Here is a 22,581-nt window from a genome sequence, read left to right on the forward strand (position 1 = left end):
CAGGATAAGGTGGATGCGATGAATCTCTCGCTCATCCTGCGCGATTTCTCCGATGACCTCGCCCAAGTGGAACAGGGATTAGAGCGCGCGCTGGACGCCCCCCAACCGCTCCTGCGGGAGGCGGCCCAGCATCTCTTGAAGGCGGGCGGTAAGCGCCTTCGCCCCCTGCTCGTCCTGGTGGCAGGCCGGTTTGGCCGCTACGACATGGCGCGCCTGAAGCCGATCGCTGTGGCCCTGGAGCTGATCCACCTTGCCACCCTTGTTCACGATGACGTGATTGACGACGCGGCCACGCGCCGTGGGCGGCCGACGGTGCGGGCCAAATGGGGCGATGCCATCGCCATGTACACCGGCGACTACATCTTTGCCCGCTCCCTTCAGGTGGCGGCGGAGGTGGACAACCCGCGCATCCATCAGGTGTTGTCGCAGGCCGTTGTTGATATGTGCATTGGCGAGATGGTGCAAATCCGCGATTTCTTCAACGTCCAGCTGTGCTTGCGCGACTACCTGCGACGCATCAAGCGCAAGACGGCGCTGCTGATGGCCGTCAGCGCACAGTTGGGAGCAATGGCGGCCGAGGCGCCGGCACACGTGGTGCGCGCGCTGCGGGAATACGGGCACAACGTGGGGATGGCCTTCCAGATCACCGACGACATCCTCGACTACACGGGAACGGAGGACGTGCTCGGCAAGCCAGTGGGCAGCGATCTGAAGCAGGGCATTGTCACCTTGCCGGCGTTGTATGCCTTGGCCACCTCGCCCCGCGCTGGCGTGCTGCGCGAGTGGATCGCCACCCAGCGCGTGGCCGATCACTTGTCCGAAGCGTTGTCCATTGTGCGCGAAAGCGGCGGCATTGCCTTTGCCAAGGACCTGGCCGTTCGCTACTTGAACCGGGCGCTCGATGCGTTGCGGGCCTTGCCCGACGTGCCGGCACGTCGGACGCTGGAGGCGGTTGCCCGGTTTGTCGGCAACCGGTCCTACTAGGGGTGCGTTGCGTTCCGCGGGATGTTTTGCTAAAATGCGGTTGGCCGTTTTCTTGCTGTGATTTTGTGGTGAACGGAGGTTCGACCATGCAACGGACATTCCTGATGGTGAAGCCGGACGGCGTGCAACGCAACCTGATCGGCGAGATCGTGTCGCGCTTTGAACGGAAAGGGTTTCAGCTGGTCGCGGCCAAGCTGATGATGGTCAGCCGCGAACTGGCGGAAAAGCACTACGCCGAACATAAGGACAAGCCCTTTTTCGAGGAACTCGTCAACTTCCTCACCTCGGGCCCGGTGTTTGCCATGGTGTGGCAGGGCGAGAACATCATCGAGGTGGCTCGTGCCATGATGGGCAAGACCAACCCGGCGCAGGCGGCGCCCGGAACCATCCGCGGCGACTTTGGCGTCAGCATCGGCATGAACGTCATCCATGGTTCCGATTCGCCGGAAAGTGCCGAGCGGGAGATTGCCCTCTGGTTCGACGAGAAGGAGATCCTGTCGTACGAGAAGACGATCAACCGTTGGGTGTAATGCTGCCCGTACGGGAAACGAACCGGCGAATGCCGGTTCTTTTTTTTGCGGCAGGCTCCCAACGGCGAGCAGGGAAAGGAGGAACTGGGAAGGGATCGTGATGGACGATCGGGATTACACGCAGTTTCTCGCCGCCGTCAAGCGCCTCTCCGGCGTCGATCTGGCGCAGTATAAACAGCAACAGATGAGGCGTCGACTCGCATCGTTCCGGGACCGCCACGGCTTCGCCGACTTTGCCGCCCTCGCCGCTGCGCTGAAGCGGGATGACCACCTGCTGCGAACCTTCCTCGACTACGTGACGATCAACGTGTCGTCCTTTTTTCGCAACCCCGACCAGTGGAAGGTGCTGGAGACCCGCATCCTGCCCCGCCTCGTGCGCGAAGGCGGCGGCACCCTTTCCTGTTGGAGCGCCGCCTGTTCAACCGGGGAGGAACCCTATTCGCTGGCCATGCTGCTGTTGCGCTTCCGGCCGGCGGTGCGGTTTGAGGTGCTGGCCACCGATATCGACGCCAGCGTGCTGGCGCGGGCCGAGGAGGGGTGGTACGACGCGGCCAAGGTGCAAGAAGAGGTGCCGTCCGCCCTGCGCGAGGCTTTTTTCCGGCAAGAGGGCAACCACATGCGGGTGGATGAGCGCGTGCGCCGGTGCGTGCGCTTTCGGCGCCACGACCTCCTGGCCGACCCGTTTCCGACCGGTCTGGACCTCATCGTGTGCCGCAACGTGATGATCTACTTCACCGATGAGGCCAAGGATCGCCTGTACCGTCAATTCCACGACGCCCTGCGCCCCGGCGGCGTCCTCTTCGTGGGGAGCACGGAGCAGATCTTTTCACCGCACCGCTACGGGTTTGCCCTGGAGGCGCCGTTCTTTTACCGCCGGGTGACTGCATAGGTACTCTCGTTCAGAGGGCTTGGTCGAAGGACGCGACAGGGAGTATAATATCCGCAAGTTCGACGATTCCGATTATGCTCCGTCGGGACGCGAAAATCGCAGACCGGAGGAAACGACCCGAGCGGAGCGCCAGCACAGGCTCCCGGTTTCCCAACCGGGGCAACCGACGGGAGAGGAGAGAAACCCCTGATGCGCTATTTGACGGCAGGCGAATCCCACGGACCCCAGTTGACGGCGATCATCGAGGGCTTGCCGAGCCACCTGCCACTATCGGCGGAGAAGATCAACGAACAGCTGCGGCGCCGGCAGCAAGGGTACGGCCGCGGCCGGCGCATGCAGATCGAGCAGGACCGCGTGAACATCGTTGGCGGCGTTCGCCACGGCAAGACAACGGGGGCGCCGGTGGCCCTTGTGATCGAAAACAAGGATTGGGCGCACTGGCAGCGTGTCATGGGCGTCGAGCCGGTGGAAGGAGAGGCAGAGCGCCGGCGCGTGAGCCGCCCGCGTCCGGGGCACGCCGACCTAAATGGGGCGCTCAAGTACAACCACCGCGACATGCGCAATGTCCTGGAACGTTCCAGCGCCCGGGAGACGGCGGCGCGGGTGGCCGTGGGCGCGGTGGCCCGACAGCTTCTCGAAGCCTTCGGCATTCGCATCGGCGGCCACGTGGTGGAAATTGGCGGTGTGCGCGCCGATGTGCCGGAGGGAATGTCCCTTGACGAGCTGGTGCGGCGCGCCGAGGCGTCGCCGGTGCGCACGGTCGACCCCGAGGCGGAAGGACGCATGATTGCCCGCATTGATGAGGCCAGGGCCCAGGGCGATTCCCTCGGCGGCATCGTCGAGGTGATTGTGGAAAACGTGCCGCCCGGTCTGGGCAGTCACGTGCACTGGGACCGCAAGCTGGATGCGCGCATCGCCCAGGCGGTGGTGAGCATTCAGGCCTTCAAGGGCGTGGAGTTCGGGATCGGCTTCGCCGCGGCGCATCTGCCCGGCTCCCAGGTGCACGACGAGATCGCCTGGGAGGCGGGGCGCGGCTTCTACCGGAAGACCAACCGTGCCGGCGGGTTTGAGGGCGGCATGACGACGGGCATGCCCATCGTCGTCCGCGCGGTGATGAAACCCATCCCCACACTGTACAAGCCCCTGATGAGCGTCGACATCGACACCAAGGAGCCCTTTGCCGCGTCCATCGAGCGCTCCGACACCTGCGCCGTGCCCGCCGCCTGCGTGGTGGCCGAGAACGTGATCGCCTGGGAAGTGGCGCGGGCCTTCGTCGAGAAGTTCGGCGGCGACAGCCTGGACGAGATGCGGCGCAACTACGAGGCCTACCTTCGCCAGGTGGAGGCGTTCTGACATGCGCGAACTGGTGGTGGACCTGGGCGCGCGGGCGTACCCGATCCGCATCGATCCAGGACTGCTCACGGCGGTCGGGGAGCATCTCAGGGAGCGCGGCGTGGGCCCGGAACGGACCCTCTTTGTCGTCACCGACGAACACGTCGGCCCGCTGTATCTGGAGCGGGTGCGGCGCGCCCTCGAGGGCGCCGGGTACCGCGTGGCGAGCGTGACGGTGCCCGCCGGCGAGCAGGCGAAGAGCTTCGCCGTCTACGAGCGGGTGATCGAGGCGATGATCCGCGCCGAGCTGGACCGCACGAGCGTCGTTCTCGCCCTTGGGGGCGGCGTGGTCGGGGATCTGGCCGGCTTTGCCGCGGCAACGTTCCTGCGTGGCGTGGACTACGTGCAGCTTCCGACGACGATCCTTGCCCACGACTCCAGCGTCGGCGGCAAGACGGGCATCAACCATCCGCTGGGGAAGAACCTGATCGGCGCCTTCCACCAGCCCCTCCTCGTCCTCTATGACACCGACACGCTGAAGACGCTGCCCCCGCGGGAGGTGCGCTCCGGTCTGGCTGAGGTGGTCAAGCATGCCATCATCGGCACGCGGGACTTCTACGACTGGCTTGTCGCACATGCCGACGCGGTGGCGGGGGGCGACGCCGACGCCCTCGGCGAGGCGCTGTACCGCGGCTGCCGCGTGAAGGCGCAGGTAGTGGCCGCCGACGAGCGCGAGGCGGGTCTTCGGGCCGTCTTGAACTTCGGGCATACCGTCGGCCATGCCCTGGAGGCCCTTGACGGGTATGAAGGGCTGACCCACGGCGAGGCGGTGGCCATCGGCATGGTGGCGGCGGCGGTGCTGTCGGAGCGGCTGGGGGTGGCCGCCGAACCGGTGGCCGCGCCGATCCGCGCGCTGTTGCAGCGCTTCGGGCTCCCGACGACGGTGCCGCACCGCCACGACCCGGCGCGCATTGTGGAAACGATGAAACGCGACAAGAAGCGCCGGGGCGGGAAGCTGGTCATGGTGCTCCTCCATGCGATCGGCAAGCCGGTCGTGGTTGGCGACGTGCCGGAGGCGGCGGTGCGCGCCGTGCTGGAGGAATGCCGGCGGCAGGGGGATTGACAAACGGGAGCCGATCCGATACGGTTAAAGAAAAATCGGAAACACTGCAGTGACACGCACATCGTTTTGCGGATCGGGACGAACGTGCACACGTTTTGAGTGGAAAAGAGTGGAGAAGAGCGGAGAAGAGCGGAGTGGAGCGAGGGTCGAGGAGAGCCGAGGAGAGCGGAGTGGAGACGAAACCGACCCGGGGAAGGGCTCGGCCTTCGATACCGTGCCCCGGCGGTTCTGCCGGTGTGCAACCCGGGGATAGCGGGAAACCAGGCCCGGGGCCCGCGAGCGGGGCCTTGTCGGGATTCATTCCGTTTCATTCTTCGGCGACAACAAACGACGCTTTCCTCTCGCCCATCCCTCTTCGAACGCTGTTCGGAGAGGTGATTTTTTTGTTTACCCCTTCCTTTGCCGAATGCCTGGCCTACACGTCGCGCTACGCGGCCGTCCCCGTGGCCTACACCCTGTTCGGGGACACGGAAACGCCGGTTTCACTCTATGCGCGGGTGCGCGGCCCCGACACGTTCCTGTTGGAAAGTGTGGAGGACGGCAGGCATTGGGGGCGGTACTCCTTTCTCGGCCTTGCGCCCCGTCTTCGCCTGCATGTGCGGGACGGGCGAGCGCGCCTGGTGACACGCGAGGGACAGGAGGCGGTGCCGGACGGCGAGGCGCTGGCCGTGATCCGCGCGCTGCTCGCGCGTTACCGGTGTCCCCGCGTGGCGACGCTTCCGCCGTTTACCGGCGGGCTGGTCGGCTACTTTGCCTACGACTGGGCCCGCTGCGCCGAACCCCGGCTGCCCCGTCACGCCGCGGCCGATCTGCCGACAGACGATGCCGTATTGCTGCTTGCCGATCGCGTGGTGGCGGTCGATCACCTGACCCATCAGGTGCACGTGATCGGCCAGCTTCTCCTGCCTTCCGGGGCGACGCGGATGGAACTGCAGCGGGCCTACGACGCGCTGTGCCGGGAACTGGCCGACACCGCGGGCGCGCTCTTGGCGCAATCAGCTCCGGCGGGCTGCGCCCCCGCCGCGGTGGCGGCAGGCGCTCGTCCGGCGGTTCCGCTTGCCGACCGGCTGACAAGCAACATGGACCGCGACGCCTTCCTCGGTGCCGTGCGCAAGGCGAAGGCGTACATCGCCGCGGGGGACATCTTCCAGGTCGTGCTGTCGCAGCGCTTTGCCGTTGAGACGGAGGTCGACCCGTTCACCGTCTACCGCGTGGCGCGCGCGCGGAACCCCTCGCCGTACCTGTTCTACTTGGAGTTGGACGGTTGCACCCTCGTCGGCGCCTCACCGGAGATGCTGGTGCGCGTGACCGGTGATCGCGTCGAGACGCGCCCCATCGCCGGCACGCGCTCCCGCGGGCGTGCGCCGGAGGACGACCGGCGGCTGGAAGCCGAGCTCCTTGCCGACGAGAAGGAACGCGCCGAGCACATCATGCTCGTCGACCTGGCCCGCAACGACATCGGCCGCGTGGCACGGGCGGGGACGGTGGACGTGGCCCCGTTCATGACCGTCGAACGGTACAGCCACGTGATGCACCTCGTGTCGAGGGTGACCGGCCGGCTGCGGGAGGGGCGGGACGCCCTCGATGCCCTCCTGGCCTGCTTTCCGGCCGGAACCCTTTCCGGAGCGCCCAAGGTGCGGGCTATGGAGATCATCGCCGATCTGGAGCCGTGCGGGCGCGGGCCCTACGGCGGTGCCGTGGGGTATCTGGCCTTCAACGGCAACCTCGACACCTGCATCACCATTCGCACGGCGCTGTTCGCCGGCCGGACGGCGTACATCCAGGCCGGCGCAGGCATCGTCGCCGACTCGGTGCCGGAGCGCGAGTACGACGAGACGGTGAACAAGGCCAAGGCCATGGTCCGCGCGCTGGAGGAGGCCGAGCGGTGGGCCCTCGCGCAGCAGGGGCAGGGAGAGCCGAGCGAGCGAGGAGAGCCGAGAAAGGAGGAGCCGAGCCATGCTGAAGCCGTTTCTTCGTCGCGTGGTTGAAGGCCGATCGCTATCGCGCCAGGAGGCGTATGAGGCCATGCTCGCCATCATGGCCGGGGAGGCAACACCGGCGCAGATCGCCGCGTTTCTCGTCGCCCTGCGCATGAAAGGGGAGACAGTGGAGGAGATCGTCGGCTTCGTGGAGGCCATGCGCGCGCGGGCCGTTCCGCTGCCGATCCGCGCCGACGGGCTCGTCGACACCTGCGGGACGGGAGGCGATGGGGCCGACACCTTCAACATCTCCACGGCCGCGGCCATCGTGGCCGCATCGGGCGGGGTGCCCGTGGCCAAGCACGGCAACCGCGCCGTATCGAGCCGGAGCGGCAGTGCCGATGTGCTGGAGGCCCTCGGCGTGGCCATCCAGCTGACGCCGGAGGGGGCGGCACGCTGCCTGGAGGAGACGGGGCTGTGCTTCCTCTTTGCGCCCCTGTACCACCCGTCCATGCGATACGCAGCGGGACCACGGCGGGAGATCGGCCTGCGCACCGTCTTCAACCTCCTGGGCCCCTTGGCCAATCCGGCCCGCGCTACGCGGCAGGTGGTGGGGGTGTACGACCGCCGGCTGGTTCCCGTACTGGCGGAGGTGCTGCGCGAGCTGGGCGCGCGCCACTGCCTGGTGGTCGCCAGCCACGACGGCCTCGACGAACTGAGCGTCGCTGCCCCCACCGACGTGTGCGAAGTCCAAAACGGGCGCATTGTCTCGTACACGGTGACGCCGGAGGATGCGGGCCTGGCGCGCCACGGGCCCGAGGCAATGCGCGGCAGCGATCCGGCGGCGAACGCCGCACTGATCCGCCGCGTCTTCGCCGGCGCGAGAGGGGGCCCCCGCGACGTGGTGGCCTTCAACGCCGGAGCAGCCCTGTATGTGGGCGGCCGAGCGGCGAGCCTCGCCGAGGGGGTGCATCTGGCCCAGAGCCTCATCGACGAAGGGGCGGCGGCGGCGAAGCTTGAGGAACTGGTTCGTGTGTCGGAGGTGCTCGCCCATGCTTCATGAGATCCTGAAACAGAAACAGCGCGAAGTGGCCGAGGCGCGCCTGGTCCGTCCCGTGGCCGAGCTGGAACGGGCCGTGTGCGACCTTCCGCCGTGCCGTCCCTTCGCGCGGGCCCTCGCCGAGAGCCCGCGCCCGGTGGCGGTGATCGCCGAAGTGAAAAAGGCCAGCCCCTCCAAAGGCCTGATCCGGAGTGACTTCGATCCGCAGGCCATCGCCCGCGCCTACCGCACGGCCGAGGTCGACGCCGTCAGCGTGCTAACCGAGCGCGCCTTTTTCCAGGGTGCGTCGGAACACCTGGCGACGGTAAAAGCGGAGGTGACCTGTCCGGTCCTGCGCAAGGATTTTCTGATCGATTCCTGGCAGGTGTTCGAGTCACGTCTCCTTGGGGCCGACGCTGTGCTCCTCATCGCCGCTGCGCTGGCTCCGAACGAGCTGAAAGCCCTGTACCGCCTTGCCACCGATCTCGGCATGGACGTCCTCGTCGAGGTGCACGACGAGCGGGAACTCGAGGCGGCACTGGGCCTCGGCTGTCCCCTCATCGGCATCAACAACCGCAACCTGCGCACCTTCGTCACCGACCTCGCCGTGACGGAGCGGCTCGTCGCGCGGATTCCCGACGGTGTCACCGTGGTGAGCGAAAGCGGCATTTCCACGCCGTCCGACGTTGCTCGCCTGCGTGCCCTCGGCGTGCGGGCCGTCCTTGTTGGCGAGCACTTCATGCGCCAAGCCGACATCGCCCGCGCCGTGGTGGAACTGGTTGGTCCGGCGGGGGTGCGAACGTGAGGCACGAGGTCCCCTTCGCGGATGGACCAGCCAAACACCGCGTCGGCAGGCCGGTGGCGCCAACCGAGTCGGCGCGCGAGGACGCCGGTGAACGGGCGGGAAAAACGGCGTCCGGAGCGGCCGGTGTGACGGTGAAGATCTGCGGCCTGCGCCATCCCGACGACGCGCGATATTTGGAACAGCTCCCCATCTCCTTTGCCGGTCTCGTGTTCGCGGCAAGCCGCCGCCGGGTGACGCCGGAGGAGGCCGCTGCCATCGTCGCCGCCCTGCCCCCCGGGGTGCGCGCCGTCGGCGTCTTTGTCAACCCGTGCGACGCCGAGCTCGAGACCGTCCTCGCCGCCGTCCGCCTCGACGCTGTGCAGCTCCACGGCGATGAGCCACCGGAGCGCTGCGCCCAGGTTCGCGCGCGCTATGGCTTGCCCGTCATCAAGGCGGTGGGCGTGCCGGCCGAATCCGTTGCCGGCGCACCGGTGCGCGACGCCATTGCCGACGCCGTGGCGCGTTACGCCGCGGTGTGCGACACTGTGCTTCTCGACACGGCTTCGGTGCAGCGCGGGGGGACGGGCCGGCCCTTTGCGTGGCACGTCATTCCAGCAGCCTTTGCCGCGGCCCGCCGCGCGGGGGCCTGCCTCTGGGTCGCCGGCGGCATTACGCCGGAAAACGTCGGCATGCTGGTGGCGGGCTATCCGCTGGATGGCATTGACGTGTCCTCCGGGGTGGAGACGCAGGGGCAGAAAGATCCGATACGCATACGCCAATTGGTGGAAAGGATGAGGGTTCATGTACCGGTATCCGGATGAACGTGGCAAGTTCGGCCGTTTCGGTGGACAATACGTACCGGAGACGCTCATGCAGGCGCTGGACGAGCTGGACGAGGCGCGCCGCTCGATCCTGCCCGATCCCGCCTTTCGCCGCGAGCTGAACGAGCTGCTGGCCACTTATGTCGGCCGCCCCACACCGCTTACCTACGCCGCGCGCCTGAGTGAGGCTGTCGGTGGGGCGCGGATCTTCCTCAAGCGTGAAGATCTCACCCACACCGGGGCGCACAAGATCAACAACGCTCTCGGGCAGGGGCTGCTTGCCCTGCGTATGGGCAAGCGGCGCCTGGTCGCCGAAACGGGCGCTGGCCAGCATGGTGTGGCTACGGCCACGGTGGCGGCGCGGCTCGGGCTTGCGTGCACAGTGTACATGGGGGAACTGGACACCCAGCGCCAGCGGCTGAATGTTTTCCGCATGCGCCTGTTGGGGGCGGAGGTGGTCCCCGTCACGGCGGGATCGCGAACGCTGAAGGACGCGGTGAACGAGGCCATCCGCGACTGGGTGGCCCACGTCGACGACACCCATTACCTGCTCGGGTCCGTCGTCGGCCCCCATCCGTACCCGGCCCTCGTGCGTGACCTGCAGCGCATCATCGGGGACGAGGCGAAGGTGCAGCTGCGCGAGGCGACCGGCCGGCTCCCCGATCTGGTCGTCGCCTGCGTCGGCGGGGGATCCAACGCCATGGGCATCTTCACGGCCTTTCTGGAGGATGACGGGGTGGCGCTGGTCGGGGTGGAGGCGGCCGGTAAGGGGCTCGACACCGGCGCGCATGCCGCCACCCTTACCAAAGGGCGCCCCGGCGTGTTGCACGGCATGTACACGTACCTGATCCAGGACGACGACGGCAACGTGAAGGAGGTCCACTCCATCTCCGCCGGGCTCGACTATCCGGGCGTGGGGCCGGAGCACGCCTTTCTGAAAGAAACGGGTCGGGCCGAGTATGTTGCGGTAACCGACGAGGAAGCCCTCGAGGCTGTGCGACTCCTTGCGCGCACCGAGGGGATCCTGCCCGCCCTGGAAAGTGCCCACGCGGTGGCCGAGGCGGTGCGGCGGGCGCGGGAAATGGACAAGGACGCCATCGTCCTCGTCTGCCTGTCCGGCCGTGGGGACAAGGACGTGGAGACAATCCATCACCACCTGGGAGGCGATCTGTGATGGCTCCGCTGGCGCAGGCCTTTGCCCGTAGCGATCGTCCGGCATTTCTTCCCTTCCTCGTTGCCGGCTATCCCACACCCGAGGCTACGGTGGAGCTGGCCCTCGCCTTGCAGGAGGCGGGAGCCGATGTGCTGGAACTGGGCGTGCCCTATTCCGACCCGCTGGCCGACGGCCCGGTGATCCAGACGGCGGCGGCGGCCGCCCTGGCACGGGGCATGACCGTTGCCCGGGTGTTTGCGCTCCTTGAACAGATGCGGCGCGCCGGGCTGACCCTTCCTGTGGTCCTGCTTGCCTACGCCAATACCGTGCTCCAAAAAGGAGAAGCGACCTTTGTCGAGCGGCTGCGGGCCAGCGGCGGCGACGGGCTCATCGTGCCCGACCTGCCCCACGAGGAAGCCGGCATGCTGCGCACGGCTGCCGCCGAAGCGGAAGTGGCCCTCGTCCCCCTCGTGGCCCCGACATCCCGGCGGCGGATCGCCCGCATTGTGGCCGCCGCCACCGGGTTTGTGTATGCCGTCTCTTCCCTTGGCGTGACGGGGGAGCGGGATGCGCTGCACCCCGACCTGTGCGCCTTCTTGGCCGACGTGCGTGCCGCCTCGCCTGTACCGGTGGCCGTGGGGTTCGGCCTGCACCGCCGGGAACAGGTGCGGTCCCTTGCCCCCTTTGCCGACGGGGTGATCGTTGGCAGTGCCCTGGTACGCCTCATCATGGAGCGGGAAGACGACCTGGCCTCCCCGGTGCGCCGCAGTGATGCCCTTGCCGCCGTGCGCCGCTTTGTCGTGGATTTGCTTGATTAATGCGCTTTCATCAACAGAAAATGCGATTTGTCTTCTCTGTCCCCTCGCAGTAAGATAGAAAGAAAATTGCGTATTGGCAGAGGTGGTTTCTCGGTGCGGCCCAAAGCCCACATTGTCGACCTGCCGGTATACCAGCCGGGGAGATCGATCGAGGAGATCAAGCGCGCCTATGGCCTGACGGAGGTGATCAAGCTCGCCTCCAACGAGAACCCCTTTGGCTGCTCGCCGCGGGTGCAACAAGCCGTCACCCGGGCGCTTTCGTCGGCCAATCGGTACCCGGACGGCGCGGCCACTGCGCTGCGCCGCGCACTGGCTGCGCACCTCGGTGTGGCCGAAGAGGCGCTCATCTTCGGGAACGGCTCCGATGAAATCGTCCAGCTGATCGCGCGGGCCTACCTCGCGCCGGGGGCATCGACGGTGATGGCCCACCCGACGTTCCCGCGATACAAGACGAACGCCGTGATCGAAGGCGCCTGCGTGATCGAGGTGCCCCTGAAGGACGGGCGCCACGACCTCGATGCCATGGCCGAGGCCGTCACGGAGGACACGCGCGTGGTGTGGGTTTGCAACCCGAACAACCCCACGGGCACCATCGTGACCCACGACGAGCTGGTGGCCTTTTTGGCCCGCGTGCCCCGTACCGTGCTCGTGGTGCTTGACGAGGCCTATGTCGAGTACGTCACCGACCCGCGTTTTCCCCGTTCCCTCGCGCTCCTGCGCGAACACGAGAACCTGATCTTCCTGCGCACCTTCTCGAAAATTTACGGCCTGGCCGGATTCCGCATCGGCTACGGCATCGCCGCGCCGGCGGTGATCGATGCGCTGAACCGGGTGCGCGAACCTTTCAACACCTCCTTCGTGGCCCAGGAGGCCGCCCTAGCCGCGCTGGACGACCAGGCCTTTGTAGAGGCGTGCATGCAGCAGAACGAGAAGGGCAAGCAACAGCTCTACGAGGGTTTTGCCCGCCTGGGCCTGCGCCATTACGAGACCCACGGCAATTTCATCCTTGTCGATATCGGACGGCCAGCCGGACCCGTGTTCGAGGCTCTCTTGCGACAAGGCGTCATTGTCCGCTCCGGGGAGGCCCTTGGCTTTCCCACGGCCCTTCGCGTGACGATCGGCGACGAAGCGCAAAACCGCCGCGTGCTGGAGGCGCTGGCGGCAGCGCTGGTGGAGGCGTAGCCGCGTGCGCATCGCCGTTGTGGGTGTGGGGCTAATCGGCGGGTCGTTGGCCTTGGCCTTGAAGCAGCGTCCCGATGTCGTGGTGGTAGGGTGCGATCCCAACCCCGCGAGCCTGCGCACCGCCCTTGCCCGCGGGGCCGTTGACGAGGTGACCGATCGGCTCGAGGAGGCGGTCGCGGAAAGCGACGTGGTCTTTCTCTGCGCTCCGGTCGGCAAGCTGTATGCCCTTGTTGACCGCTTGGCGGCGCTGCCGCTTGCGCCGGGCGTCATCGTCACCGACACGGGGAGCACCAAGGCCGGCATCGTGCGCGCCGCGCGCAAACTGGCCGCGCGGGGCGTAACGTTTATCGGCGGGCATCCCATGGCCGGGTCGCACAAGTCGGGCGTGGAAGCGGCGCGGGCCGACCTGTTCGAAAACGCCTACTACGTCCTGACGCCGGAGGAGGATACGCCTGCCGGCGCCGTCGCAGCGCTGTCCGACCTGCTGGCTGCCACCCGGGCCAAAGTGGTGACCATGGATCCGGTGGCCCACGACCGCGTGGTGGGGGCGATCAGCCACTTGCCGCATGTGGTGGCCGCCGCCCTCGTTAACCTCGTCGCCGACCTGGGGGCGGAAGACGCCTGGTACGAGCGTCTGGCCGCTGGGGGCTTTCGCGACCTTACGCGCATCGCGTCGAGCAATCCCAGCATGTGGCGGGACATTGTCCTCGACAACCGCACCGTGCTCTTGGACCACTTGCGGCGGTGGCAGGACGACTTGACCGCGATCATCGCTCAGGTGGAAGCGGGCGACGCCGCGGCCATCGAGCGGTTTTTCCGCACGGCGCGCACTTTCCGCGACCGGCTGCCGGAGCGCCGCCCGGGCGCGCTGCCGATGGTGCACGAGCTCTTCGTCGATGTCCCCGACCGTCCCGGGGTCATTGGCCGCATCGCCACCCTGCTCGGGGAACATGGCATCAACCTGGTCAACCTCGAGGTTCTGGAGGTCCGCGAAGACATCTTTGGCGTGCTGCGCCTCGTCTTTCAGCGCGAGGCCGATCGGGTGAGGGCGCGCGCGCTCCTGGCGCGCGCGGGTTACACCGTGCATGAGCGGGAGGCCCTTACCCACGCCGGCAAGGAGGAGCAGTAGGCATGCGCGTGGAACCCGTCCGTGCCCTGCGCGGGGAACTGACCGTCCCCGGAGACAAGTCGATTTCGCACCGGGCCGTCCTGTTGGGAGCCCTGGCCGAAGGGCGCACCGAGATCACCGGCTTTTTGCCGGGGGTCGACTGCCTTAGCACCATCGCCTGTCTCCGCCGTCTGGGGGTGGCCATCGAGCAGGAGGGCAGCCGCGTCACCGTGCACGGCGCGGGCTGGTACGCGTTGCGCGAGCCGGAGGACGTGCTGGACGTGGGCAACTCGGGGACGACGATCCGCCTCCTGGCCGGCGTGCTGGCCACGCAGCCGTTCCATAGCGTGCTGGTGGGGGACGCGTCGATCGCCCGGCGGCCGATGCGGCGTGTTACCGCTCCCCTGCGCGCGATGGGGGCGCACATCGACGGGCGCGCCGACGGCGAGTACACGCCGCTGGCCATTCGCGGCGGCCCCCTGCGCGCCATCCATCACGTGTCGCCGGTGGCCAGCGCGCAGGTGAAATCGGCGCTGCTGTTTGCCGGCCTGCAGGCGGACGGGGAGACGGCGGTGACCGAACCCCAGCGGTCACGCGACCACACGGAGCGGATGCTCCGAGCCTTCGGCGCCGAGCTTACCCTGTGCGGCACTACCGTGCGCGTGCGGGGCGGCCAGCGCCTGACCGGCCAGCGGGTGGAGGTGCCCGGCGATATCTCGTCGGCGGCCTTTTTCCTGGTGGCCGCCGCCCTCGTGCCGGGGAGTGACCTCGTCGTGCGCGGGGTGGGGCTCAACCCCACGCGCACGGGCATCCTCGACGTCCTGAAGGCGATGGGCGCCAAGGTCGAGGTGGAGGAGACCGGGGAAGCGTGCGGTGAACCGGTCGGCGACGTGCGCGTCCGCCACGCGCCGCTGGCGGCCACCGCGATCGGCGGCGACCTCATTCCGCGGCTCATTGATGAGCTTCCCGTCATCGCCGTACTGGCCACGCAGGCCGAGGGGGTGACGGTGATCCGTGACGCCCAGGAGCTGCGCGTCAAGGAGACGGACCGCATCGCCACGGTGGTGGCGGAACTGTCGAAAATGGGGGCGCGTATTGAGGCGACGCCGGACGGCATGATCATCCACGGCCCGACGCCGCTTGTCGGGGCACGGTGCGACAGCCACGGCGACCATCGCATCGGCATGGCCCTGGCCGTGGCGGGGCTCATCGCCGACGGGCCGACGGAGATCGCGAGGGCTGAGGCGGTAGCGGTGTCGTTCCCCGATTTCTTCGACCGGTTGCGCACGGTTGCAAAGTGAAGCGAACGGCACCGGCTCTGCAAACAGGCGGGAGGCCATAACCGGGCAAACGGCGAACGTGCGGGAGGTCGGGGAACATGCGGCCTCCCGTTCGCCGTGCAGCGGGCAATCGAAATGTTCCAAATTTATCAGGCTCTAAGTCAATAACTGTGGATGGGAGGTCAACCAAGCCAAGGGTATAAAAGCGAGGAGCATCTTTCGCACATAGATCTCACGGTTACGGAAGCCGTAGCTGATTCGTTTGAGCAGCTTGATCTTGGTGTGCACGCCCTCCGTGTAGCCGTTTGAAACACGCCAGGTGTGGTAGGCCAGAATCGCCTCGCGCCAGCGGCGGAGCGTGCGTCCCCACTGCAGGAGCGCGGCATCGCTTGCCGACTGGGTCTCAAAGATCACGCGGTCCAGGATGGCTGCGGCTTCGTCTCGATTGGAAGCACGGTAAACGTCTCGCAGCTGCTCCTTGACCCAGTGAAAGTGGGCCACGTTCTTGTGATGCTTCCGAATGGCGGCAAGCTGGGCAGCTTGGCGTTCGGTGAGGTCGTCCTCGTTCTTCAAAAGCGGCCAGCGCCTCAGGCGTACCCCGGTCACCTGCTGTTCCACAAGCCGTGCTTCGTCAACCCGCCGATTCGCGTCCTGGATGACGTGGAACGGATCCGCCACGATGACAGCGCCGGGCAAAGCGCGCTTCACGGCATGGCGCCAAGCATCCTTCAGGTCGATGCACACGGCCCGAATCCGCCGACGAACCGTCTCCGGCAGCTGGCGCAAAAAGCGCTCCAGTGTTTTCATGCGGTCATCCGGCAAGATGGCCAAAAGGCACCGTTTTGGCCACACGCATGTGACCGTAACCATCATGTCACGGCCACGATAGCTGTGTTCATCAATGCTAAGCACGAAGGCATCGACATCCCGGAGGGCTTCCTCGAGATTTACCTGCTGACCTACGTACCGAAGGAGCAGACGGCGCAAGGTGCTGGCACTTGTCCCGCTTTCCTGGGCGGCACGACGGAAACTGCCCGCTTTCAGGCGCTGGAGCAAAAGGGCTTCGGCCCGTTCGGTCCTGCGTGCCCAGGGGCGAATACCAGGAAAGCGTTCGGTGAACACTTTTCGACAGGCCGTGCACTGGAAGCGCCGGGGACGTACCCAGAGGTAAACCGGTTTCTCGTTGCACCAGGTGTGCAGCTTCCGTTTCCATTCACGTGCACGATCGTAGACGCGGCGTGTCAGCTGTCCACAATCCGGACACCGCGCTTCCTTACGCGGCCGACCTGCGTAGACGTGGATGCTGTCGGATTGATGGACGGTACGGTAAACAATCCACGATTGTAAGCCGAACATTTCTGCGGTAAGCTTGTTCATAGGCGGTCGCGAGCCTCCTTCGGGATGTGGTGTGCTTAACTATCCCTTGGCTCGTCGACCGCCTTTTCCTCTTAGAACCCACACTTTTTAGCGTAGAGCCAATTTATCATTGACAACGCATCCATTTCCGGTATACTAAAAGTACAGTGTGGTTTCTCTCCACTCCTATCCGAATGTGTAACGCGCCCCATTTTGCGCAGCCGTCTTTGTAAGGGCTTACAGGCCCACAAAGGCGGCGTATTTTTTTGCACGGCGGAACGGATCAGGCGATGCGCGCGCGGCGTCCCCTCGGCGGTCGGTCCGCGGCCCGTTTCGGCCCCGTCGGCGAGGGGCATGTTCGCCTTCCCCGGCGCATAGGGTGAAAGGGACAAGGTGTGCGGGGGAGGAGGAGACCGATGGGTCCATCTGGGTTGAACCGCAGGACGGTGGTTGACTACGTGGTGCGCGGCGGGACGGTCGTGACGGCCCGAGGGGCCATGCGGGCCGACCTGTGGGTGTGCGGCGGCAAGGTGGAGCGGGTCGTCGCCTCCGATGAGGAGCAGGAGACGGTCATCCGTGATGTCCCGGCCCTTGATGCGGAGGGCGCATGGATTACCCCCGGTTGGGTGTTGACGAACGGCTCTTTCGCCGCAGCGACCAGCGCCCCGTATCGCGAGCAGCTCGGCGCATGGATCCGTCGCGGGGTAACCACGGTGGTGGAAGCCGTTGACCCCCGGCAGGGGCCGCTTTCCGATGTGATTGACCGGGGATGCGCCGTGCACTTCAACAGCTGCCTGGATTATGGCCTCAAACTGGATGTCCCCTTTGAGGCGGTGAACCGTTTCCTGTTCAGCTACGCGGGCAGACATGGCCTCCGGCTCGTTGATGTGCGCGTGCGCGACCCACAGCACTTCGGCCATTCCCGTTGGGGGGAACTGCTTATGGCGGCGAAAAACCACGGCCTGCGCCTCGTGCTGCGCCCGGAATCTCCCCATCCGCAGGACAGCTCGGAAGGCCTGCGCTGGCTCTCTCGCTGGGCGGCGCGCGCGTCCGAAGGCGTGAGCGGCTACACCCCGCCGGTCGTGGCGTGGCCCTTCGAGCGGCCCGATCGGCCCGTTTCGCTTCCCGAGGGATTGTCGGTTGCCTGCACCCTCACCGGAACAGGAGAGGGCGTCACGGGCGACCCCCGTGTCATCGCCCTCTGCCTGCCCGAGGAACCGGCGAAGGCCCGTTGGGACGTGCCGGCGGAGCGGGCCCACAACGCACTGGTGGAAGCGGTCCGGCTCCTGGCCACCAATCCGGCCAAACTGGCCGGGCTCTATCCGCAAAAGGGGTGCCTGGCTCCGGGGAGTGACGCCGACTTCCTCCTGTTCCGGTATCGCGACGGACGCCTGCCGCTCTTTGCGCCCGATGCCGTCGCCGTACGCGGGGTCTTCGTGGGCAGCGAGCCGTTTCGGGCCCTGTCGCCCGGATCGGGGCGCCTCTTGTCCTCCCGGCCGGCGCATCTCTACGCCTTGTCCGCTCCCCTGTAAGCCTCAACCGGTTGGGACGCAACGAGGATTTGCGTACAATCGAAAGGGGACAACCCGCAATCCGGCCGCGGACGCCGGATGCTTGTGGCGGCGTCGCGGCCCAACAAAGGAGCGCGTGACGGAACCGATGACTCGCCAAATGGAAGAATGGCTCAAACCGGTATGGGAAGCCCTGGAGCGCGGGGACGCGGAAGGCGCATTGCGGCGTCTGGCCGAGGCCAAGCGTGTGGCCCGGGACGACCCGGACAAGCTGCTCGCCGTTGCCACGGCCTATGCCGACCTGGGCCACCCCGACGAGGCGCGGGGCCTGCTTGATACAGTGCTAGCAGAGCGGCCCGGCGATTCCGAGGCGCGCCTCTTGCTTGCCGAGGTTTATCTGGAACTGGGTGAAACCGACGCCGCCCTCGATGTGCTCATGTCTCTCTTGGACGAGCGCCCCGATGACGTGCGGGTGCTGGTCAACCTGGCCGACCTGTACGCGACGGAAGGGTTGTACGAGGTGGCCGTCTCCTATCTGGAGAAGGCCCGGCGCCACCACCCCGAGCCGCTCCTGTTTGCTCGCCACCTGGCCCAGCTGTACGACGAGCTCGGCGACGAGGAAAACGCCCTCGCGCTGCTCGAATCGCTGGTGGGCACGCCCTATGAAGACGCCGACCTGTACGTCGAGCTGGGGGCCCGCTGGGCACGGCGCGGCGCATGGGAAGACGCCGCACGCCACTATGAAGAGGCGCTGGCACGCGACCCCGCAAACGAGCGAGCCCGCTTGGGCCTGGCGCTGCTCAAGGCCCGGATGGGGCAGCGCGACGAGGCCAAGACGTTGCTGGAGGCAGTGCGTCGGGACAACCCCGACTGCGTGCCCGCGTACATCGCCCTTGCCGATCTCCATCTCGCCGAAGGGGACGTGGCATCGGCGATCGAACGGCTCGAGCAGGCATGGGAGATGGACAAAGGGGACGAGGTGGTGGCCCAGAAATTGGCCTGGGCGTGTTTGGAGGCAGGACGCGTCGACCGTGCCGCCGCCGTATTCGAGGAGATGGTCGGCGGCGAAGAGACCTTAGACGAGCCGTGGCAAGCGCTGCGGGAGGCCATTGCCCGGGCCCGCGCCGACGCGGATGCCGACGGGTAATCCATCGACCCGCGTTGGCCGGCGCTCCTGCGTGCGCTGCCCCGCGATACCGCAAACGGAATGGAACCCCTCCGGCGTCGCCATACTAATGGGTGACGTTTCCAACGGAGGGGTTTTTCATGCGCGTTGCCGACCTGCTGTCCTTCGCCGACATTGACGACTTGCATCGCATTGCCTTAACGTACCGCTGCCCATGCGACAGTCACTCCAAAAACGAGTTGATCCAACGGATTTTAAGCCGTGTCCTGCGCGATGACGAGATCGCCCGCCAATACACCGACCTCGACGACGACGAACGACGGTTTGTGTGGGCGCTATTGGCCGAAGGACGGGCGTGCTTTACGCTTGAGGAACTCTTGGCCAAGGCGCGCCAAGCCGGATCCGGCGGTAGTGGACGCCACTGTGTTGCCGCGCTCCTCAAGCGCGGTTGGCTGTTTCGCGGCGTATCCCGCGCCACGCGCCACGGGTTTGTCTTTCCCGTCGACGTGAAGGAGCACCTGTTTCGCTACCTGGAAACGGAAATTCGCCGTGCGGTTCCCCTGGCCGACCCGCCGGTGGTCGTGCGGGACGAGCGGGGGCTGCTTCTCGACGACCTGTACACGTGGCTGCGCTTTGTCGCCGAAACCCCCCTCCGGCTGACGGCCGAGGGCGTCCTCCATCGGCAACAGCAGCAGTTGCTGTTCCGGCAGTTTGCAGTGAGCGAGGAGCCCGTCGACCGGGCGGCGATGCCGGCTTCCCGCGGCCGATCCGTCCGGTATCCGCGTCGCTTTGCGCTGCTGTACGACTTTACCTGCTACATCGGACTGATCGCCGAGGGGGAAGGCCCCTTCGGCCTCTCGCTGACGGCGCAAGGAGAGCGGCTGTTGCGGGAGGGAACCGACCTCGACCTCGGCGGGGAACTGTTTCGTTTCTGGGTGCGGACAACCAAGCATCGGATCCCCGCACTTCCCCAGCTGCTCGTCTTTCTTTTCCTCGCCGGCCGTGATGGATGGGTGCGCGAGGGAGACCTGCTGGCGGCCCTACCGGCTGACGTCACGGGCGACAGGACCGCGGATTCCGCAGCCGTAATGCAAAGCGAGGTGCTCCCCCTGGGGCTTCACCTGGGCATGCTCGTAAGTGGTCTCGATGTGTACGGAAACCGCTTGTGGTCCCTTACCCCGCTCGGCATCGAGTGGGTGGGCGAGCGGGTGGGATTTGCCGAACAGCCAATCGCTTGGCAGGAGGTTTAATACAGGGGGGAACGGGCAAAAATGGTAGTGACCGGATGGGAGCAATTTTTTTCGGGAGGCAGAAGGGAATTTCGGGCGCATCGAGAATACAGTACAATACAGACCCTGTTCATAATATTTCAACGAGTCCCGGCCGGGCCGAAAAGGGAACCGTCTGCTGGCAATTGCCAGGGTGGAACAGCGGACCCTGCTGCGGGATACCGCGGGGGTAGCCGCAGGCAGTCGGTGTCGGCAAAAGGAAACCGCCGTCCGGAAAAACGCCGCGGTATTGGGGGGACATCTCATGGAAAGGCAGAACCTCATTCAAGAGAACATGGTGTTGGGTCTGCTGGCCGAATTGGTGTTGGACGAGGCGCTGAGAGCGTTCCGAAAGAAGCGGCTATATGAGGAGATCGACCGGGCGCTGGCGGAGAACAATCAGGAACAGTTCTTCATGCTGACGGAAGAGCTGCGGAGCCTTTTGGAATACGAGCGAACGTAAGCTGCGGGGATGCTTCCCGTCGGTTCGTTGAAGGGGAAGAGAAAACGTGCTATTGTAAGGAAGGCTGAAACTCGGCACTGCCGAGTTTTCTTTTTTGGCTTCACCCGACGGGGGAATTCTGTAGAAAGGCGGTGACGAACGTCGTGCAGTGGAACTCGATCCCGGTCGAGGAATGGCCGACGCTCCAGCCCTATGTGGACACGGCCTTGCTCCCGGTGGTGCGCATGTCCGAAACCGACTGGGCGGAGACCCTTTCGCGCTGCGCGCGTCTGGCCAAGTGCGCCGACCGGGTGGAGCAGCACCTGGCCGGCCGGCTCGTCCGCTTCCCGATCCTCACCCTGTATGGTTCCGCTTCCCCCGACGAGGCCGTAGCGGCCCTCAAACCTACCTTTGCCCACGTCGTGGTGCTGACCGACGGCGAACCCTTCGCAGTACCCGGTGGCGTCGTGCTGTCGACACATGAGCGGGAAGGAGATCCGGTCGCAGCGCTGGTGGAGGAGATCGTCGCCTTGTGGAATGACCCGGAACAGCAAAAATCGGACAACGCGTAGCGAAACCGGAGCCTGCCGACGTTGTGCGCAGCGGAACATGATATTCTTGACGCTTTCCATTGCCTAGGGGTATCATGAGGTTGTCCTTGTGTACGTGTGCCAAATCCTGTCCGGGTGACGTCAGCATAGATGGGAGGTTCGGACGATGAGCGACAAAGAGAACGGTCAGGGCATGTCAAGGCGGCAGTTCCTGACGTACACCCTCATGGGTACGGGGGCGTTCATGGCTGCCGGGATCCTTACACCCATGCTCCGCTTTGCCGTTGACCCGGCGCTCAAGAGAACAAGCAGCGCCGGCAAGGTCGAGGTGGGGAAGGTCGACGATTTCGGACCGGACTACAAGTTGGTCAAGTTCAAGGTCAAGATCAAGGACGGCTGGCATGAGGAAGAGGCGGAAAAGTCGGCCTATATCCGCAACAAGGACGGCAAGATCTTGGCCTTGTCGCCGATCTGCAAGCACCTCGGGTGCCAAGTGCAGTGGAACACGAGCCCGGATCGCCCCAACCATTTCTACTGCCCGTGTCACAACGGATTCTATGACGAAAACGGGATCAACGTACCGGGCACGCCGCCTCAGGCGCCACTGGACGAATACGAAGTGGAAGTCAAGGACGGCAAGCTGCTGCTCAGCCTGACGCCGAAGCCGAGAGGGGGGGCATAATCGGTGTTCCGCAGGATCTACCAGTGGCTGGATGAACGGCTCAACATCGGTCCGCTGTGGCGCGACCTGGCCGACCACGAGGTGCCCGAACACGTCAACCCCGCCCATCACTTTTCCGCGTTTGTCTATTGCTTCGGCGGTTTGACGTTTTTCATCACTGTGATCCAGATCCTGTCCGGCATGTTCCTCACCATGTACTACGTCCCGGACATCCTGAATGCGTATCAAAGCGTCAAGTACCTGCAAAACGAGGTGGCCTTCGGCGTCATCGTCCGCGGCATGCACCACTGGGGTGCCAGCCTGGTCATTGTGATGATGTTCCTGCACACCCTGCGCGTGTTCTTCACCGGTGCGTACAAGAGCCCGCGTGAGATGAACTGGGTAGTTGGAATGCTCCTATTCTTCGTTATGCTGGGCCTTGGCTTCACCGGGTACCTGCTGCCGTGGGACCAGAAGGCGTACTGGGCTACACAGGTGGGCGTGAAAATCGCCGGTTCCGTGCCGCTCATTGGCCCGTACATCGAAACCTTCCTCAAGGGCGGCGATGTTCTGGGTGCCCAGACGCTGGCACGCTTCTTTGCCATCCACGTCTTCTTCCTGCCGGGGGTCCTGCTTGCGCTGATGGGCGTGCACTTCATCCTCATCCGCCGGCAAGGCATTTCCGGTCCGCTATGATGCGCACG

22 protein-coding genes are annotated in these 22,581 nt (G+C 66.0%); 21 read left to right on the plus strand and 1 reads right to left on the minus strand.

Going from position 1 to position 22,581, the window contains the following annotated elements:
* Positions 1-18: 18 nt before the first annotated feature.
* The 14 genes from ACYQ0Z_RS07685 (at position 19) to aroA (ending at position 14,983) form a co-directional block, all read left to right on the plus strand.
* The gene (locus tag ACYQ0Z_RS07685) at positions 19-984 is read left to right on the plus strand and encodes a polyprenyl synthetase family protein (protein WP_459868802.1); all 966 of its coding nucleotides are present in this window, start codon (positions 19-21) and stop codon (positions 982-984) included.
* Positions 985-1,070: 86 nt separating this feature from the next.
* Positions 1,071-1,514 carry a nucleoside-diphosphate kinase gene (gene ndk / locus ACYQ0Z_RS07690; RefSeq protein WP_459866266.1) on the plus strand — a complete coding sequence of 148 codons (444 nt, stop codon included), beginning with the start codon at positions 1,071-1,073 and terminating at the stop codon, positions 1,512-1,514.
* 100 nt (positions 1,515-1,614) lie between these two features.
* Positions 1,615-2,403 carry a CheR family methyltransferase gene (locus ACYQ0Z_RS07695; protein WP_459866269.1) on the plus strand — a complete coding sequence of 263 codons (789 nt, stop codon included), beginning with the start codon at positions 1,615-1,617 and terminating at the stop codon, positions 2,401-2,403.
* A 189-nt stretch (positions 2,404-2,592) separates the two neighbouring features.
* The gene (gene aroC / locus ACYQ0Z_RS07700; protein ID WP_459866272.1) at positions 2,593-3,756 is read left to right on the plus strand and encodes a chorismate synthase; all 1,164 of its coding nucleotides are present in this window, start codon (positions 2,593-2,595) and stop codon (positions 3,754-3,756) included.
* A 1-nt stretch (position 3,757) separates the two neighbouring features.
* A complete protein-coding gene (gene aroB / locus ACYQ0Z_RS07705) occupies positions 3,758-4,858 on the plus strand; it encodes a 3-dehydroquinate synthase (RefSeq protein WP_459866275.1) in 1,101 nt (366 codons plus the stop codon).
* A gap of 383 nt (positions 4,859-5,241) precedes the next feature.
* Positions 5,242-6,846 carry an anthranilate synthase component I gene (trpE, locus tag ACYQ0Z_RS07710; protein ID WP_459866278.1) on the plus strand — a complete coding sequence of 535 codons (1,605 nt, stop codon included), beginning with the start codon at positions 5,242-5,244 and terminating at the stop codon, positions 6,844-6,846.
* A complete protein-coding gene (trpD, locus tag ACYQ0Z_RS07715; RefSeq protein ID WP_459866281.1) occupies positions 6,815-7,840 on the plus strand; it encodes an anthranilate phosphoribosyltransferase in 1,026 nt (341 codons plus the stop codon). The genes trpE and trpD overlap by 32 nt, the downstream gene beginning before the upstream one ends.
* Positions 7,830-8,621 (plus strand): indole-3-glycerol phosphate synthase TrpC, encoded by a 792-nt coding sequence (gene trpC, locus ACYQ0Z_RS07720; protein WP_459866284.1) that lies wholly within the window; start codon positions 7,830-7,832, stop codon positions 8,619-8,621. Before trpD ends, trpC begins: the two co-directional genes overlap by 11 nt.
* On the plus strand, positions 8,618-9,421 hold the full coding sequence (locus tag ACYQ0Z_RS07725; RefSeq protein WP_459866288.1) for a phosphoribosylanthranilate isomerase: 804 nt from the start codon (positions 8,618-8,620) through the stop codon (positions 9,419-9,421). Before trpC ends, ACYQ0Z_RS07725 begins: the two co-directional genes overlap by 4 nt.
* Positions 9,402-10,595, plus strand: a complete 1,194-nt coding sequence (trpB, locus tag ACYQ0Z_RS07730; protein WP_459866291.1) for a tryptophan synthase subunit beta — start codon at positions 9,402-9,404, stop codon at positions 10,593-10,595. The genes ACYQ0Z_RS07725 and trpB overlap by 20 nt, the downstream gene beginning before the upstream one ends.
* On the plus strand, positions 10,595-11,392 hold the full coding sequence (trpA, locus tag ACYQ0Z_RS07735; protein WP_459866294.1) for a tryptophan synthase subunit alpha: 798 nt from the start codon (positions 10,595-10,597) through the stop codon (positions 11,390-11,392). The genes trpB and trpA overlap by 1 nt, the downstream gene beginning before the upstream one ends.
* Positions 11,393-11,485: 93 nt before the next feature.
* A complete protein-coding gene (gene hisC / locus ACYQ0Z_RS07740; RefSeq protein WP_459866297.1) occupies positions 11,486-12,574 on the plus strand; it encodes a histidinol-phosphate transaminase in 1,089 nt (362 codons plus the stop codon).
* Between the two features lie 4 nt (positions 12,575-12,578).
* Positions 12,579-13,703: a prephenate dehydrogenase gene (locus ACYQ0Z_RS07745; RefSeq protein WP_459866300.1), complete on the plus strand. Its 1,125-nt coding sequence runs from the start codon at positions 12,579-12,581 to the stop codon at positions 13,701-13,703.
* Between the two features lie 2 nt (positions 13,704-13,705).
* The gene (gene aroA / locus ACYQ0Z_RS07750; protein ID WP_459866303.1) at positions 13,706-14,983 is read left to right on the plus strand and encodes a 3-phosphoshikimate 1-carboxyvinyltransferase; all 1,278 of its coding nucleotides are present in this window, start codon (positions 13,706-13,708) and stop codon (positions 14,981-14,983) included.
* Between the two features lie 135 nt (positions 14,984-15,118).
* On the opposite strand, the gene ACYQ0Z_RS07755 is transcribed toward aroA, so the two are convergent.
* Positions 15,119-16,339: an ISL3 family transposase gene (locus ACYQ0Z_RS07755; protein ID WP_459864201.1), complete on the minus strand. Its 1,221-nt coding sequence runs from the start codon at positions 16,337-16,339 to the stop codon at positions 15,119-15,121.
* A gap of 395 nt (positions 16,340-16,734) precedes the next feature.
* Here ACYQ0Z_RS07755 and ACYQ0Z_RS07760 point away from each other — a divergent pair, with 395 nt between their 5' ends.
* The 7 genes from ACYQ0Z_RS07760 to qcrB all read left to right on the plus strand — a co-directional run bounded on the left by ACYQ0Z_RS07760 (position 16,735) and on the right by qcrB (position 22,573).
* Complete coding sequence (locus tag ACYQ0Z_RS07760) at positions 16,735-17,850, plus strand: amidohydrolase family protein (protein ID WP_459866306.1); 1,116 nt, start codon at positions 16,735-16,737, stop codon at positions 17,848-17,850.
* Between the two features lie 115 nt (positions 17,851-17,965).
* Positions 17,966-18,976 carry a tetratricopeptide repeat protein gene (locus ACYQ0Z_RS07765; RefSeq protein WP_459866309.1) on the plus strand — a complete coding sequence of 337 codons (1,011 nt, stop codon included), beginning with the start codon at positions 17,966-17,968 and terminating at the stop codon, positions 18,974-18,976.
* 119 nt (positions 18,977-19,095) lie between these two features.
* On the plus strand, positions 19,096-20,205 hold the full coding sequence (locus tag ACYQ0Z_RS07770; protein ID WP_459866312.1) for a hypothetical protein: 1,110 nt from the start codon (positions 19,096-19,098) through the stop codon (positions 20,203-20,205).
* A gap of 283 nt (positions 20,206-20,488) precedes the next feature.
* Positions 20,489-20,686: an IDEAL domain-containing protein gene (locus ACYQ0Z_RS07775; RefSeq protein ID WP_459866315.1), complete on the plus strand. Its 198-nt coding sequence runs from the start codon at positions 20,489-20,491 to the stop codon at positions 20,684-20,686.
* A gap of 131 nt (positions 20,687-20,817) precedes the next feature.
* Positions 20,818-21,237: a DUF2487 family protein gene (locus ACYQ0Z_RS07780; RefSeq protein WP_459866318.1), complete on the plus strand. Its 420-nt coding sequence runs from the start codon at positions 20,818-20,820 to the stop codon at positions 21,235-21,237.
* 145 nt (positions 21,238-21,382) lie between these two features.
* Complete coding sequence (locus ACYQ0Z_RS07785) at positions 21,383-21,898, plus strand: QcrA and Rieske domain-containing protein (RefSeq protein WP_459866321.1); 516 nt, start codon at positions 21,383-21,385, stop codon at positions 21,896-21,898.
* A 3-nt stretch (positions 21,899-21,901) separates the two neighbouring features.
* Positions 21,902-22,573, plus strand: a complete 672-nt coding sequence (qcrB, locus tag ACYQ0Z_RS07790; RefSeq protein WP_459866324.1) for a menaquinol-cytochrome c reductase cytochrome b subunit — start codon at positions 21,902-21,904, stop codon at positions 22,571-22,573.
* Positions 22,574-22,581: the final 8 nt, after the last annotated feature.

The organism is Calditerricola yamamurae, assembly GCF_054654135.1.